Source organism: Vibrio sp. OPT41, assembly GCF_015163595.1.
Taxonomy (GTDB): Bacteria; Pseudomonadota; Gammaproteobacteria; order Enterobacterales; family Vibrionaceae; genus Vibrio; species Vibrio alginolyticus.
Map to the genome: position 1 here is coordinate 269594 of NZ_JADDYH010000038.1, position 15454 is coordinate 285047.

The window sequence follows — 15454 nt, forward strand, 5'->3', positions numbered from 1 at the left end:
TCAAGACTCTTCAGCAAGCACACAAAACGGTCATGAGTTGGTGATCAATTCCAAATCGTCCATCAATAATTTGTCTTCTGAAGTCAACCAAGCGAGCGTTGTCATCGGTGAGCTCAACCAGCACGCGCAAGACATCTCAACCGTGCTATCAACGATTCGAGACATCGCAGAGCAAACCAACTTACTGGCTCTGAATGCGGCGATTGAAGCGGCGCGTGCAGGTGAACAAGGTCGCGGTTTTGCCGTTGTTGCAGACGAGGTTCGCGTGCTATCACAACGCACACACACCTCAACCGAAGAGATTCGCTCGACGATCGAGACCTTGCAGCAAACCACACAACGCGCAGTGGCCATCATGGATACAAGCTCTCAGCTCGCGCAAGGTTCGGTGGAAGATGCTGATCGCGCAGCACTGGCTCTGGATGAAATCAACGCGGCCGTTGCGCTGATCAGCGATATGGCAACGCAAATCGCGACCGCCGCCGAAGAGCAAACGCACGTAACCAATGAAATCACGCAAAACGTCACGTCCATTAAAGATGTGACCGATCACTTGGTAGTTGGTGCCGAAGAATCGATGAATCAATCTGCTGAGCTGAAATCGCAAGCTGAGGATCTCAACTCGAAAGTAGCAACATTTAAACTGGCTTAAACGCCACATTAAGGACGCTCTTAAAAACAACAAACCCCGCTAGCGACTTTGTTACTAGCGGGGTTTGTTTTTATGGATCGACGTTTTTATTGCAGATAGCTTTCGAAAGACGTAAACCTACACCGCCACACACATCGGCGTGCCTGAGATTGGGTCGTTAAATACTCTCGCTTGTAAATCAAACACCGATGCCAACATACCTTCTGTCAGTACCTCTTGCGGTGTTCCCTGCGTGACTAACTGACCTTTTTCCAACACCACCAAATGATCGCAGTAACGGCACGCTTGGTTTAGATCGTGCAGCACTACGACCACTGTTTTGCCTTTGTCGTTCATCTGCCTCATGAGTTTCATCAGCTCAACTTGGTGAGAGAGATCCAAGTAAGTGGTTGGCTCATCAAGCATCACTACGTCGGTATCTTGCGCCATTACCATCGCAATCCACGCCCTTTGCCTTTGACCGCCAGACAGCGATTCAACTGGCTTGTCAGCAAACTCAATCACGCCAGTATCTTGCATTGCTTGCTCGACTAAGGTCTTGTCTTGTTGACTTAACCGGCCCCAATGAGAGAGATAAGGCGAGCGGCCATATTCGACCAGTTTTCTGACGGTAATACCTTCAGGACTGACAAGAATCTGCGGCAGCAAAGACAACGAACGCGCCAAGCGTTTATCACCGTAGCTGCTTAGTGGTTTGTCGTCATACAACACTTGGCCAGAAGCGGGTTTATTGATGCGTACCAAGGTTTTTAATAGTGTCGATTTACCGCAACCATTTGGACCAACTAGTGCGGTAATTTTACCTTGAGGAATCGACAAAGAGAGATCTGGAATGATGGTCTGTTTGCCGTACGCGACGGATAAGTTCTGCGTTCGTAACATGCTTACCAACCTCTATAACGATACAAAAGAAAAATGAAATATGGTGCGCCAATAACAGATGTCAGCACTCCCGCTGGTAGCTCAATTGGTGGCTGTAAGCCTCTCGCTAAACCATCGGCGCAAATCACCAACAAAGCGCCAAGGGTTGCAGCGGCTGGAATCAACAACTTGTGGTTGTGGCCAAACAGCAAACGCGCAAGATGCGGCGCAAGCAGGCCAACAAAGCTGATCGTGCCTGCCACAGACACACTGATACTCGCCAATAGCACGGCAGCAATCAACGCAATAATTTGGATCTGTCTTGGTTTCGTGCCAAGTGTAGTGGCGCTTTCTTCTCCCAGTCCCATAACATCTAGCCGCCAAGCCAGCCAAAACGCCAATGGTAGTAGCAGCAATAAAGCACTCCAAATAAACGGCACTTGTTGCCAGTTTCGTCCCCAAAAACTGCCGGTTAGCCATACCATCGCCGTGTTGATTTCAATAGGGTGCACAATCAGAAGAAAATCGATACCGCTAGCTAAAAATGCGCTGACAGCAACACCAATCAGCGCCAAACGTGCTGGTGTTGGTTTCGACCAGTAAGCCAGCACAGCAATAAAGCCAGCAGCAAGCAAGCCTCCCGCCATGGCGACCATCGGCAACATTGCCACTGGCGCATTCGGATACAGCACCAAACAAGCGGTAGCCGCCAGTCCTGCTCCGGCGCTTATCCCCATTAAATCTGGTGAGGCAAGTGGATTACGGATGACGCCTTGAACTAAAACGCCTGACAGCCCCAACCCAGCGCCCACGCCAATGGCGAGCAACATTCTCGGTAATCGATATTGGTGAATCACAAAGTCCGAGTCAGAGAAAGAAAACAGTAATGCAAAAACCTGTTGAGCCGACATGTTCGCCGCACCAACAAACAGCGTGAGAGAAGACGCAATCAGCAACAATCCAACTAATGCAAACAGTTTGGTTTGATTCATCATGATGATTTCCTCATTGCAATCGCGATAAAGCAAGGTGTGCCCAACAGCGCGGTAATCACGCCCACTGGCGTTTCAGCCGGAAAAGCAATCGCTCGTGATAAAGCATCTGACCACGTCACCAATGCCGCGCCACACAAGGCGGAAACCGGAATGAGAATGTGATAGTTGTGACCAACAATTGGGCGTACCAAGTGCGGCACTAACAACCCGACAAAGCCAATTGGCCCAGCAATCGCTACGCTAGTTCCTGCCAACAGCACAACCGCTAAACCACTGATAAATCGCGTAAGACGAATGTTACCACCTAGCCCAACAGCAACTTCGTCCCCCAACGCGAGTAAATTTAAGTTTCGCGCTAAGCCCATGGCGAGCACCAAACCTAAAGTCGCAAAAGGCCGCAGTTGCTGCCACTGTTCAGAATCTACCGCGGAGAGTGAACCCGTTAACCAATGCAACACGCTGTAAGCCATGTCATCCGCCAAAATTACCGACGCACGAGTTAACCCTATCAGCAGTGCACTGATGGCAATGCCCGCTAGCACTAAACGCAATGGGTGAGAACGCGCGGAAAAAAAACCGCCCAACAACATGACCGCACCACCACTTAGTAGCGCGCCGAGTACTGCGTTGATGATTGAGTTCAATTGACTAAAGAATGGTACGCCGATGGACGCCAAGGCCATAAAACAAGCCGCACCAGCATTAATGCCGAGAATGGATGGCGACGCCAAAGGGTTACGAGTTAATCCTTGCATCAGCACTCCGGATACCGCAAGCGAAGCGCCAATTAATAACCCAGCATAGGCACGAGGCGCACGCAGCGTCGCGAGGATTTGATGCAGCATATTGCCCTCATCAAACGCAAACCAATAGCTTGTCAGATCATTAACGCTCAAAGAAAAGTTGGACCAGCCAATCATTGAGGCTGCATAGCCTGAGAGCGTACACAACGCCATAGCACAGACAAACAAGCTCGCTTTCCAATGCGATTTGCTAACCGAAGACGCGCTTTCCGAGCTTATCGCCGCACTCATGAGCGCTCCAATAACGCTTCAAGATTGCGGGCAATTTCTTCCGCAGCCAACATGCCGCGATTTAACGACCACAGTTCAGGAGAAACCTCAACAAGTTGCTGTTTTTTCGCAGCAGTTAGCAACTTAAACAATGGATTTTTGCGCCACTCATCCACAATATTTGGTTGAGAGTAAAGTCCAACTAACAACCAATCAGGGTTGGTTTTTAGTAAAAGTTCGAAACTGGTTGGGATATACGCTTTTTGCTCAGATGGAGCCAGCGGGCTTTGGATGCCCAGCATACTCAAAACGCCCCCAGCGTAAGAAACCGGGCTATGCAACCACATCCCTTTGTCAGAAACCACACCAAACTGAATGGTTTCCTGTGTTGCAAAATGCTGTTTGAACTCCGCCATTGTCTGTTTGTGCTGCTCAATTCGTTGTGTCATTTTCGCTTGTTTGCCAATTGCCACGCCGATTTTGTGTGCGGATTCGAGATTTTCTTGATATGTCTCACCACGGCTTTTTAACAGCAAAGTTGGCGCAATTCGCTGCAAATCTTGATAAATCGCGCGATGACGTTCTGCATCAGCAATGATCAAATCCGGCTTGAGCACCGCAATCGCCTCTAAACTCGGTTGCGAGCGCATGCCGACCGATTGCCAAGGACCAACCTTGGCACGAACAGCAGGAATGACTCGTGTGGCATCGTTGTCATCGGCGACGCCTACAGGTGAGACATCGACTGCCGCTAATGCATCGACAAACGAAAATTCTAAAACCACAATACGTTGAGGTATCGCTTCTAGCTCAAAAGTGCCTTGCTCATCTTGCACGCTGCGCGCCTGAGAAAATGCGCTAAATGACATCAAAGCTGAGCTCAACAGCATCAGCAAAACTGTTGAAAAGTGTTTGATCGTAAATTGTTTTTTATTTTTCATCTTGCTTTTTTCCAGTGCTAAGAGTTTTCCATTACCTAAGATCGGCAAAGTCGCCAAGGTAAATTGGCGACTTTTCTTTTCAAACTCGGTGAACGAAACGCTTAAAACTGATAGTTCAGATCCAGTGTGTAAGAGCGTCCCGGAGCTGGGTACCGACCAACTGGGCTTGTATCAATCCCGCGGAAGTAATACTCCTCGTCAAACAAGTTGTTCACCGCAACATTCATGCGTAACTTGCCTTTGTCGTCTTTGTATAAATCCGTCCCCAAGTTGAAGTTCCACACCATGTAAGATGGTACTTTACCCGTTGCGCCAGTTGCATCTTCGGCACTGGTGTTGGCGTTATCGGTATACGAATCACTAAAGTAGAAGCCCGATAGCGTGGTGTCCATGCCGTAAAATGCGTAGGTTGCATCCCAACCAAGCTGATGCTTAGAGGTGTAAGGCAGTTGATTACCTTTATTCGCGCCTTCTTCTTCAAGCGTAGCGTCTAGATAGTTGTAGCTTGCGCCTAAACTCAGTGTAGGTAGTGCTTCAGGCACGTAACGAGCAGAAAGCTCTATGCCTTGGTGAAGTGTTTTCCCGATGTTATCGAAGGTCTGCGTTGAGCTTTGCCATTGCAATTGATCTTCAAAGTCGATGCGATAAAGTGCAGCGTTAAAGCTGGTCGCATCTTGGGTGTAACGCGCGCCGACTTCGTAGTTCCAAGCCAGTTCGCTACCTTCTTCACCCAAACCTCGGATGTAGGCAATTTGTGGCGCACGAAGTGATTTTTGCGCGTTCGCATACGTCACCCACTGGTCAGTTAAGTTGTATGCCACCGTCAAACCTGGCAACCATTCCGTCACGGTGTTGTCTGCCGTTTGTTTTTTACCACGATCGGTAAACGTCATTCGAACCGACTCAACACGCAACCCAGGCGTTACCTTCAATGTATCATTGAACAAACCAATTTCGTTGCTAACGTATCCAGCAAACGCGTCCGTATCTAGATGCCAATCACGCGGAACGCTGGTTGCACCACCGGCGATTGGAGTCTGAGTGAGTTTGTAGTCAATGTCTTCATTAACATAACGGGTACCCACGATCCAGTTTTGAGTAACGGATTTACCTTCGCCAAAGTACATCGCCATTTTTGGCTCTATACCATACACGGTAAATTCACGTGGAGAGGTACGAACGTCCGTCGCTGACAGAGCCGGATCCGCCCAATGGCCACCCGCGCTGTTAAAGCCCCACTTGAAAAGACGCTCTGACTTATGGCCAAACGTTAGCACTTCTAGCTCGGCACTGTCGGCAAATGGCAAATCGTGGATGTACTTAACACTCCAGCGCGTCGACTTACCTTCATAATCATCGTAAGGACGTTTCGATTGGTGACGATCTTGCTCGTAATCTTGTGGCGAAAGTGCGCCCGGCATTTGCGTTTCAGCATCGTAACGTTGCAGGAATGCTTGAATCTCTTGAGTGTCACTCAGTAGCCACTGTGCTTTGGCTTGGAAGTTCTTCACGTCCGTATCGGAATGTTCACGGAAGCTTTCACCTTTTAGGAAGTTACCTTCCAACTGTAGTGCAAATGTGTCGCTTAACCAGCCGCCCGTGCGTAGGTAAAAATCATTCAGCGGCGCATCACCGCCATCAAACACGGTAAGGCGGTTACTGATTTCAGTTTGCCACGTGTGTGGAATCGGTTTGGTCACTAAGTTGATCACACCACCGACGTTGTTTGGGCCGTACTGTACTGCGGCACCACCGCGTACAATGTCAATACGATCAAGCATCGACAGTGTTGCTGGGAAGATAGACTGACCAGTGTGACCATATGGCGCAAGTGTTAGCGGTACACCATCCATCAAGAACTGAGCATGACCACTACGGCTTGCTTTCAAACCACGTACGGAAATGTTAGGCAATACGCCCGTTCCGCTTTCATCCTGAACTTTAATACCCGGCACGCGCTGTAGCGCGTTATCAATCGAGCCTGCGGCGGTTTTCTCGATTTGATCGCGGGTAATGACGGTACGAGCACCTGGGTACTCTTTGACGTCTTCAATTTCAGATTTACCAATCACGCTACCAGTGACAACGACGGTTTCCATCGTGGTAGTTTGTTCTTTTTTAGCAGGAGCAGCAACCGCGCTCATGGATGTGGCAGAAGCGATTGCAATCGCAAGCACACTGTAAGTGGTAGACAAACCAGCACGTACACGCACTTTACCATCCAAATTCTGGTAAGACATTAAGATCTCCTTTGCGAGAAATTGAGCCTCGGGCAGAATACATCCCGTAGGCTCTAGGGGCTAAACATCCTCAATATGAGGCAAAAATCGGCTAACAGGCGCTAACTACGCACAAAAAGCCTAGAACTGATATCCGTAGCTGAGCATGAACTCGGCTGGTGCGCCGTAGCCAATCTGGTTTAAGCCAGACGTGCCGTTTGTTGCGCCAAGAATGTATTTCTCATCCAAAATGTTGTAAGCGTTCGCTTGGATTTTGTGACGACCAGTGGTGTACGCCGCCATCAAATCCACCGTTGTGTAATCGCCAAGTGCGACGGCTTCGTCGTTACCTGCGTAACGGTCGCCCACGTACTTCACACCACCGCCTAAACGCCAGTTGTCATCCAATTGGTAAGTGCTCCAAAGAGAGAACAAGTGGTCTGATACATCGTTAGGCTTTTTGCCTGTGGCTTTGTCTTCCGCATCTAAGTAGCTGTAACCAACAGAGATGTCCCACTGTTTGGTGATTTGGCCGCGAGCCTCTAATTCAATGCCTTGGTGACGCACTTCAATTTTATCGATCACATCGCCGTCCACGTTAGTTTGTGGTTGCTCTTGATCAATCTGGAACAGTGCCGCATTCAACATTAATGCGTTATCCAAAAGGTACGCTTTCGCACCCACCTCTTTTAAGTCGGTGTGGAAGAATTCCGCCAATTTTGGATTGATGTAGATACCAGCGTACGGTAACTGCCAAGAGCGCGCTAAACTGGCGTATACGGATGTGTCGGAATTGATGCGGTATACCAAACCAGCACGGTAGCTGACTTTGTCATCATCCAACTTTTCCTTATCTGAGCCCGCTTTTTGTTGTTCGAGCTCCATCGAGTCGTAACGCACGTTACCGATCAAAGAAAGGTCGCCCCACGTATAGACGTCTTGCACATACAAACCTGTCGTGGTGGTGGTATTGTCACGAAATGGCTTAAAGCCCGGATCAGGCGTTGGACCAACGACTGGGTCGTATATATTTTGCGGAGGAAGCGTTTTGTCACTTGCCAACGTTAGGTCGATATCGATCTGGTTGAAATCTGCACCCACCATCAATTGATTGTCCCTGGTTTCCCAAACCAACTCAGATTGTAAAGTGGTCGTAGTACGTGGATCGTAACCAAAGTTGTTGACGGTTTGAGACACTTCATTACCCGTCACTTTGCCCTGACGCGTGCCTTTTTGCTCAAGTTCGATATGGTTGAACGCCGCTCGGTTGTTCCATACCCATTGATCATTCAGACGCCATTCGTAATCCACCGCAATACGGAGACTGTCTGACTCCTGATAGTCGTTTGTACCGCCAAAGTAAGTGCTTACTGGCAAATCAACTGGCTTGCCATTTTTTGATGGCACACCACGATACGGCACTAGTTCTTGATGGGCGTATTCCACGTCAATATCAATGGTGTGACCTTCCGCTGGTAACACACGAATGGTCGGTGCAATGAAGAAATCGTTTGAATCAACATGATCAACGTACGAGTCGGCTTGACGGTATTCCAAGTTAATACGCCCGTTGACCTTATCTGTAAACGCCATTGAGCTGTCGACCTGACCAACATATTGGTTGTTGCTGCCTACACTACCGTTTACGTGAGTAAAATTCTCACCGTTAGCGCGTTTCGTCACCAAGTTGATGATGCCCCCAGCCGAACCACGGCCATACAAAGCACCCGCAGGGCCTTTCACAATTTCAACGCGTTCAACGTTCGCTAAGCTGCGGTAAGACTGCAACGTACCGTCATCTCGCAAGCCATCACGGTACATATCGTTGAGTGAATCAAAACCACGGATCATGAACTGATCGCGGCTGCCTTCGCCCAAGGTGTTATTGACCCCGGCTACCCCATCTAGCGCATCCACTAAACGCACCGCGCCTCGGTCTTGCATTTCTGTTTTCGTTACTACGGATACCGCTTGTGGCACATCAAGCCATTCCACATCGGTTTTGGTGCCTGATTGAGGCATGTGTTCAGCATAACCTTCGTACTGATGACCGAAGACTTGAATCGTTTCAGTTGCTGATGGGGTTGAGTTCGTCTCTTCTGAAGCCACTGCGCTTGGTGCTACTAATGAAGAACCAATCGCGACCGCCAAGGGGGTCAGGGTCAATAATTTATTCATTCCATAATTCCGTTTAGTTGTTATAAAGCCAACGGATGGAAATAAGAACAAATATTATTTCTATTTGCAATATTAATTTTATGCTCTATATTTATTTACCCTAAAAACACAACTAACAACAAAAAAAACCAAATATCATAACAATAAATACTAAAACTTCTGCCCTCCGTCTCGAGAGAGGCACATTGGAAGACGACCGTGAGCGACTTTATCAACGTTAGAAGAAAATGTTAGAAAATTAGGAAAGCTCATGAAATCTACGATGATTATCGTAAGTCATGTCGTTAACGATGCAGTCACTCACGGCTTTGTGCCTGCAGCTAAAGCGATGGACCTTCACGTCGTTCTTATCACCGACCATAAGCTCAGCCATTTAGAGTTGGCGAGTCATGATAGTCACTTTAATCCGGATACCATTCTAGAATGTGATGTCTTCAACCCATTAGAACTCATCGAAACCATCACGGAGCATGAATTAAAGCCAGACGCTATTTTCAGCAATAGTGATCACTTACAAACTTCCACCGCCATCTGCGCGCAATTTTTTGGCCTCCCATCCAAAGATTGGTCTGTCACGTTAAAGGCCAAAAACAAACACTTAACTCGACAAGTGTTAAATGAAAAATCCTTACCCAACACACAAAGCTGTTTGCTGCATCGCCATTCGAATGTGGCATTAGGCATGGCCTTCCCTGTCGTAGCAAAACCCAAAGAAGGCGTGGCGAGTTTAGATGTACAGCGCTGTGACTCCCAAAGCGAGCTCGATGCTTACTCCGAGGCGTTTTGGCAAAAGCACCCAAACGCCGCCATTCTGGTGGAGCAGTTTCTTCAAGGACCGTTGGTTACGCTCGAAACTTTAGGAGACGGTAACCAACTTATCGCCGTGGGCGGTTTTGATGTGTCGCTCTCTGAGCCGCCTTACTTTATCGAAACCGCCGCAGACTGGAACGGACCAAACGGCATTGCTCACCGAGAAGCTTGCTTGGCTCAACTTAAAGCGTTCGGCGTTGGTTTTGGAGTTTGCCACAGCGAATTTATCATTACGGAAAATGGCCCGGTTCTGGTGGAAATTAACTACCGCAGTATTGGAGATGGCCGCGAATTCTTGCTCAACAATCTCGCTCACTTCGGTTGGTTTAGCACAATTTTGGGTCTGCATTTGGGCCGAAGATTGGCCGGCGATTACCAAATTCATGGGTCAGCGCACGTGCACTATGTGGTTGCGGAGCACAGTGGTGTGATTGACGGAGGTTCGACGTCGTTCATCCAACACGATGACGATATCATCACCCAGCAACAGGTACTAAAAACCGCTGGAGAACACTTCCAACAGAGTTATTCCAATAAGGATTATCTCGCCCGAATTTCGATTGTCTCACCATCAGGGCGAAACCTCGACCAAGCGCTGCAGAACGCGCTTAGCAATTTCGATCTAGCTCCGACTCGTGAGGTGGCAGCATGAACGACAACGCTTTGTATCTAACGCAACGATTGATCGACACTTGCTTACGCGAAGACATGTTTGGCATTTTGTCAAAAGCCAAGTTCAGTAGCGACGCGCCAAAAGAGGGAATTGTTCCTCAAGGCGAGCAAGTCTGGCTGATATTTGCCAACTCTGATTTCACGTTGTATTTACCCGTTGCGCCAACGTATTACATGCAGCACTGGCGCTACGGTCACGCCAATGACGAAACACCACAAGGTTGGTGGGTGGAGAAAAATGGCCAAGTCGAACATCAACAACATTACAAAGAGTGGATTGCACTACTAACGACACTGGCGCATGACAGCTCTCACGAATTGTTGGCGGGATACCTTCAAGAACTAGAATGTGCAGAGCAACACAAAGCGCTGTGTGACCAAGCGTTTCATCATCACGCAGACCACATTTCTCAACCAATATCCGAGCTTGGTTCTTGGCATCAAAAACTGCTGCTAGCCGACCAGATCGCTTCTTACCTTGACCATCCGTACTATCCAACTGCGCGGGCGAAGTTTGGTCTGAGCGATGAAGACCTTGCTAAGTACGCGCCCGAGTTTGCACCAAGCTTTGCTCTGCATTGGATTGCGATTGAAAAATCACTGGTGACATTAACCAGCGAACAACCTGATTGCTGGCCAACCATGGAGCAAGTTGGGCTTCCTGCTGATTTTGCACTGAGCCACGCACTGTTCCCTGCGCATCCGCTCACCCTGCGATCTTTAGAAGCCTTACCCGAAGGTATGATAGAAGCGCCTTTAACGTATCTAGACGTGACGCCGACGCTTTCCGTTCGTACGGTGGTCGTCAACGACGCACCGCACATTCACATCAAAGTTCCGCTGATCATGCGATCGCTAGGCACGAAAAACATTCGCTTAATCAAGCCTTCAACACTGTATGACGGCCACTGGTTTGAACGCCTACTCAGCCACCTTGAACAAACGGACGCAGACTTAAACAGTCGCTTGTTCCATTGCAACGAAAAACACGGTGGACACGTCGGCGAGGATAAAACCTTCGCGTACATCGTACGTGAGTACCCACTTATTCATTGCGAAGACAAAGCGCTAGTTCCGGTTGCCGCACTGGCAAGCCCAATGCCTGACGACCGCTTGTTCTTAGAACACTTGGCAGAGCAGTACTATCAACAAGATACGCTGGCGTGGTTCAAAGATTACGTCGACCTATTATGCCAAGTACACCTTACCTTGTGGCTTCGTTATGGCATTGCATTGGAGTCCAACCAGCAAAACGCCATCATTGCATTTGATCAACAGGGCAAAATGACGCTCGCGATGAAAGACAACGACGCAGCGCGAATTTGGCCAGAGCGCTTCCACTTTGCAACAGAGCATGCTGCCCAAAAACACGGCGCAAAACTACTTCCAGTGGATTGCGATGAACTGCTCGATCAACGCATCAAAGTCGACAATGAATTGGCGCTCGGTCAGATGTTTACCACCATCACATTACAACTGGATATCGCAGCGATTGTAGAAGCCATGGCAGCGAAGGGCATTGCCTCTTCAGCATCGCTTTACGCCATCGTGGCCAAAAGCATTTCAGAACAACTCAACCGATTAGAAGGCGAAGGGTTAGAGACGAAACTGGCACGCGAGTTACTGCAAGAGGCGCCTGATTTGTACGCCAAGTACTTGTTGAGCTCTGGCAGTTTGCTCTCGAAAGAAGCCTCCGGCGCGAGCGACATCAATAAGTTCTATGGTTTGTCGGCCCCGAACTTCTTACTGCTTTCTAGCGAAGAAGCGCAACGCGCCTACATAGAAGCCATCAAAAAAAGCGTACGTTAACGATTATGACCAAACTCATCTACAGTGTGTTGTTGTGCCACTTTATCGCTGCGTTTGCCGCGTTAGGTATGCCGCTATTTCTACCCGTCGTGTTGCCAACGTTAGGCGCAAGCATTGATGCGGACTGGGCAGGGGTATTGTTTATCCTACCTACGTTTTGTACTGCGTTGGCGGCGCGATTTTGGGGCAACTTTGCCGATCGCTACGGTCGCCGCCGCTCACTCTTGCGTGCACAACTTGGCCTTGCAGCAGGGTTTGCGCTGTGCGGCTTGGCAGACAACCTCGCCATGTTTGTGTTTGGTCTTATTGTTCAAGGAACCTTTGGCGGCACCATGGCCGCCTCGAACAGCTACTTATCTAGTCAAATTAAAGAAGCCAAAACACTCGGCAAGTCACTCAATAAAACCCAACTATCTGCTCGCTTGGCGCTGATCGTTGCGCCCATTGGGCTCGGCTGGAGCTTGTCAGAGACCAACCCGCTCAACGCGTATCTTTGGTTATGCGTTTTGCCTTTAATTGCTATGGGCATCACGCTAACACTGCCTGCGGATAAACCTGCCGAACGAAACCTCGAAAAGCCAAACTCAGAATCTCAGCAAGAAAAACCGGTTGCACAGAAAAACGCAATGCATGCCATTCGTTGGATCTTCTTTGCTCAGTTCGGGTTTGCGTTTTCCATGGTGGTGACCTTTCCTTATTTCTCGCCGTTTGTGCAGCAATATGGCATCACTCACCACGCATGGATCGGTTTTTTGTACGCACTGCCGCATGGCATCTATCTGTTGCTGGCAGGCAAAATCCACGTGTTGTCAGATGGGCTGAATCGCCATCAACCGCTGCGCACGTTGTGGCTCGGGTTTGCATTGCTTGCCGTGAGCTCTGCCTTGCATTTGATTGCGTCCGAAACCGCACTCATTGCTGCGAGAATTGTCTTCGGCATCGCGATGGTGTGTTGCTATCACGGATTGCATCAGCATCTTGCGAGCCATCTGGATCGCAAACTCAGTGGCAAAGTATTTTCTCGCTTTGATGCCATGTCCAAATGGGGTGGCGTGGCAGCGGGATTTTGCGCTTCTTTCATTTCTAGCTTGGGGCTACTTGAGGTTCCTTTCCTACTTTCTGCGATAGTCAGCGTAATCACCTTGATCGCGCTGGTTCTCCATTCAAAATTTGGAAATCAACATGTTACAAACTCAATCCTCTCAGACTAGCGAGTTGCGCGCGCATGATGTGCAGCTCAATCGGGAGAAGGCCCAACTCAACACGATTATGGGTGTTCTTAATTGTTACTTACGTGAATTTGCGCTACCGAATCAACAAGTGGAATGGCACTACCAATCGACATCGCTACCCCAAACGTTAAAACGCAACTATTCCGCCAAGCAGCGGGTAGCCGTTTATCTTTCTCAACAAAATGGCGTGCTGGTTTTGCCGATTCACTACGCGAGCAAACTGGGCAAAATCAAATTGGCAGAACTGCCATGGGCGAAAATGCCGGGATCTGGTTGGGCGAAATTGGATGCCACGCAAACTCTTACGCTTTTGCTTAACTATCTCAAGCAGGTATTGGCGATCCCATTTAACCATGAGCTGATCGAACAACTGGAAAATAGCGTGCTGGTTACCGAGCAGTTTCTCAACGTCGCGCCCAAATCGCATCACAACGAGTTTATCGCTTCGGAACAGTCTCTGATTTGGGGGCATACTTTCCATCCGACCCCAAAAAGTCGTTCGGGCGTCACCATGGATGATCTCTTGGCGTTTTCTCCAGAAGTCGGCGCGCAAGTCCCGCTGTACTGGTTTGAAGTGGATACGTCCTTACTTGATGTGCTGAGTTCCGACGGAGAAGCTAACCCTGCTCAGCACATGCTACAACAGCTCGCGCCACAACACGCCACCAGCAATGGGAAGACCCTCTACCCTTGTCATCCTTGGGAAAGCTACACCATTTTGAGCAACCCAAGCGTGAAGCGTGCCATTGAACAAGGCAAGATCACGCCACTGGGTTTAGGTGGTGAAAAGATGCAGCCGACCTCTTCAGTTCGTACCCTCTACCACCCAGATATGGATTGGTTTGCGAAATTCTCCATCAACGTACGATTAACCAATTGCGTGCGCAAAAACGCGTGGTACGAACTCGACAGCGCCGTGCAGCTCACGTCGATTCTCAAACCGATTCGAGAAAACGAACAGCTGCACAACCCTGTATTTAAAGTGATGACAGAGCCTTACGCCACCACATTAAATCTAGAAAGTGTCGCTGAGCGTAATTGGGATGACAACACCAAAGCGCGCGAATCGTTTGGGATTTTGTATCGCGAAAATTTCTCGCTGAGCGAAGTCGACATCTTAAAACCAACCCTCGCTGGCGCTCTGTTTGCTTACGACAAAAACGGCGACAGTTGTATTGCTCAACGCCTTAAAAACAAAGCGCGTACTACGCAAATTCGCTATTCCGATATCGCGACACTGTGGTTTGAACGCTATTTGCATTGCCTAATTCCGGGCGTGTTTAATTACTACTTCAAACACGGAGTGGCGTTTGAGCCGCATTTGCAAAACACCTTGATTGGCTTTGAGCAAGAGATGCCGTGTTGTGTCTGGATTCGTGATTTGGAAGGCACCAAGTTACTGCCGGAGTTTTGGCCAGAAGAAACATTAACTGACTTGTCTGAACGCGCGCGACAATCGGTTTACTACAGTCGCGAACAAGGCTGGAATCGCATCGGATACTGCACCTTTATCAACAACATCAGCGAAGCGATTTTCTTCATAGCAGAAGGTGATGAGCCACTAGAGCAAACGCTGTGGAATGCGGTGCAAAGTGCCATTGTGCGTTGGCAGTCAGTGAATGGAAAACAGCCGGAACTAGAAGCGTTGCTGAATGGCGGTCACTTCCCAAGCAAAAATAATTTCACCACTCGTTTGATGCAAAAAGCCGATAAGGAGTCGGGCTATACCCAAGTCGCCGCGCCTTGGCAGCAACACGAAAAAGGAGCGCAACATGTCTAATTCCCTCTCTCTACCGACACGCGTTAGCCAACAAGTTCACACGCTCGCACAGCAGCAAAATCAACCCTTGTGCGCTTACGTGTATGACCTAAACGCCTTAGAAGAACACATCAAACAACTGCGTCACGTTTTGCCGAAAAATGTCGAGCTATTTTACGCAGCCAAAGCCAATCCATCGGGCCCGATTCTCAAAACGCTCGCGCCGTATGTCGATGGTTTTGAAGCGGCATCTGGCGGGGAGTTGACACACCTCCACCAACAACAACTCGATAAGCCATTGATCTTCGGTGGC

The 15454-nt window shown here is 49.0% G+C and carries 11 protein-coding genes and 1 pseudogene; 6 read left to right on the forward strand and 6 right to left on the reverse strand.

What is annotated here, in order from left to right; genetic code table 11:
• Positions 1 to 652 (forward strand): methyl-accepting chemotaxis protein (locus tag IQP38_RS26505; RefSeq protein WP_228010098.1); only part of this gene is annotated, 652 nt, incomplete at its 5' end.
• Between the two features lie 117 nt (positions 653 to 769).
• Here IQP38_RS26505 and fecE read toward each other — a convergent pair.
• The 6 genes from fecE to IQP38_RS17340 all read right to left on the reverse strand — a co-directional run bounded on the left by fecE (position 770) and on the right by IQP38_RS17340 (position 8859).
• On the reverse strand, positions 770 to 1534 hold the full coding sequence (fecE, locus tag IQP38_RS17315; protein ID WP_054575393.1) for a Fe(3+) dicitrate ABC transporter ATP-binding protein FecE: 765 nt from the start codon (positions 1532 to 1534) through the stop codon (positions 770 to 772).
• Positions 1535 to 1536: 2 nt separating this feature from the next.
• Positions 1537 to 2508 (reverse strand): FecCD family ABC transporter permease, encoded by a 972-nt coding sequence (locus tag IQP38_RS17320; protein ID WP_193837796.1) that lies wholly within the window; start codon positions 2506 to 2508, stop codon positions 1537 to 1539.
• Positions 2505 to 3464: a FecCD family ABC transporter permease gene (locus IQP38_RS17325; RefSeq protein WP_416222591.1), complete on the reverse strand. Its 960-nt coding sequence runs from the start codon at positions 3462 to 3464 to the stop codon at positions 2505 to 2507. The genes IQP38_RS17320 and IQP38_RS17325 overlap by 4 nt, the downstream gene beginning before the upstream one ends.
• 74 nt (positions 3465 to 3538) lie before the next feature.
• Entirely contained in the window at positions 3539 to 4462 is a 924-nt protein-coding gene (locus IQP38_RS17330; protein ID WP_025768676.1) for a Fe(3+) dicitrate ABC transporter substrate-binding protein FecB, read from the reverse strand.
• A gap of 101 nt (positions 4463 to 4563) precedes the next feature.
• A complete protein-coding gene (gene pvuA, locus IQP38_RS17335) occupies positions 4564 to 6702 on the reverse strand; it encodes a TonB-dependent siderophore vibrioferrin receptor PvuA (RefSeq protein WP_193837798.1) in 2139 nt (712 codons plus the stop codon).
• Positions 6703 to 6822: 120 nt separating this feature from the next.
• Complete coding sequence (locus IQP38_RS17340) at positions 6823 to 8859, reverse strand: TonB-dependent receptor (RefSeq protein WP_005383467.1); 2037 nt, start codon at positions 8857 to 8859, stop codon at positions 6823 to 6825.
• Positions 8860 to 9109: 250 nt separating this feature from the next.
• Here IQP38_RS17340 and IQP38_RS17345 point away from each other — a divergent pair, with 250 nt between their 5' ends.
• From IQP38_RS17345 to IQP38_RS26510, 5 genes and pseudogenes are all read left to right on the forward strand, one after another.
• Positions 9110 to 10321: an ATP-grasp domain-containing protein gene (locus tag IQP38_RS17345; RefSeq protein ID WP_053307985.1), complete on the forward strand. Its 1212-nt coding sequence runs from the start codon at positions 9110 to 9112 to the stop codon at positions 10319 to 10321.
• A complete protein-coding gene (locus IQP38_RS17350; RefSeq protein ID WP_193837799.1) occupies positions 10318 to 12150 on the forward strand; it encodes an IucA/IucC family protein in 1833 nt (610 codons plus the stop codon). The genes IQP38_RS17345 and IQP38_RS17350 overlap by 4 nt, the downstream gene beginning before the upstream one ends.
• 5 nt (positions 12151 to 12155) lie before the next feature.
• Complete coding sequence (locus IQP38_RS17355) at positions 12156 to 13361, forward strand: MFS transporter (RefSeq protein ID WP_064354993.1); 1206 nt, start codon at positions 12156 to 12158, stop codon at positions 13359 to 13361.
• Positions 13333 to 15162 carry an IucA/IucC family protein gene (locus tag IQP38_RS17360; RefSeq protein ID WP_182016047.1) on the forward strand — a complete coding sequence of 610 codons (1830 nt, stop codon included), beginning with the start codon at positions 13333 to 13335 and terminating at the stop codon, positions 15160 to 15162. The genes IQP38_RS17355 and IQP38_RS17360 overlap by 29 nt, the downstream gene beginning before the upstream one ends.
• Positions 15155 to 15454: pseudogene (locus IQP38_RS26510) on the forward strand (siderophore biosynthesis PLP-dependent protein); the annotation flags it as partial. The gene IQP38_RS17360 and the pseudogene IQP38_RS26510, both read left to right, overlap by 8 nt.

Bases quoted from the DNA above. Each gene is read 5' to 3' on its own strand.
- IQP38_RS17360 (WP_182016047.1), top strand. From the start codon at position 13,333: ATGTTACAAACTCAATCCTCTCAGACTAGCGAGTTGCGCGCGCATGAT.
- IQP38_RS17325 (WP_416222591.1), bottom strand. From the start codon at position 3,464: ATGGCGTTGTGTACGCTCTCAGGCTATGCAGCCTCAATGATTGGCTGG.
- IQP38_RS17330 (WP_025768676.1), bottom strand. From the start codon at position 4,462: ATGAAAAATAAAAAACAATTTACGATCAAACACTTTTCAACAGTTTTG.
- IQP38_RS17350 (WP_193837799.1), top strand. From the start codon at position 10,318: ATGAACGACAACGCTTTGTATCTAACGCAACGATTGATCGACACTTGC.
- IQP38_RS17355 (WP_064354993.1), top strand. From the start codon at position 12,156: ATGACCAAACTCATCTACAGTGTGTTGTTGTGCCACTTTATCGCTGCG.
- IQP38_RS17345 (WP_053307985.1), top strand. From the start codon at position 9,110: ATGAAATCTACGATGATTATCGTAAGTCATGTCGTTAACGATGCAGTC.
- pvuA (WP_193837798.1), bottom strand. From the start codon at position 6,702: ATGTCTTACCAGAATTTGGATGGTAAAGTGCGTGTACGTGCTGGTTTG.
- IQP38_RS17340 (WP_005383467.1), bottom strand. From the start codon at position 8,859: ATGAATAAATTATTGACCCTGACCCCCTTGGCGGTCGCGATTGGTTCT.
- fecE (WP_054575393.1), bottom strand. From the start codon at position 1,534: ATGTTACGAACGCAGAACTTATCCGTCGCGTACGGCAAACAGACCATC.
- IQP38_RS17320 (WP_193837796.1), bottom strand. From the start codon at position 2,508: ATGATGAATCAAACCAAACTGTTTGCATTAGTTGGATTGTTGCTGATT.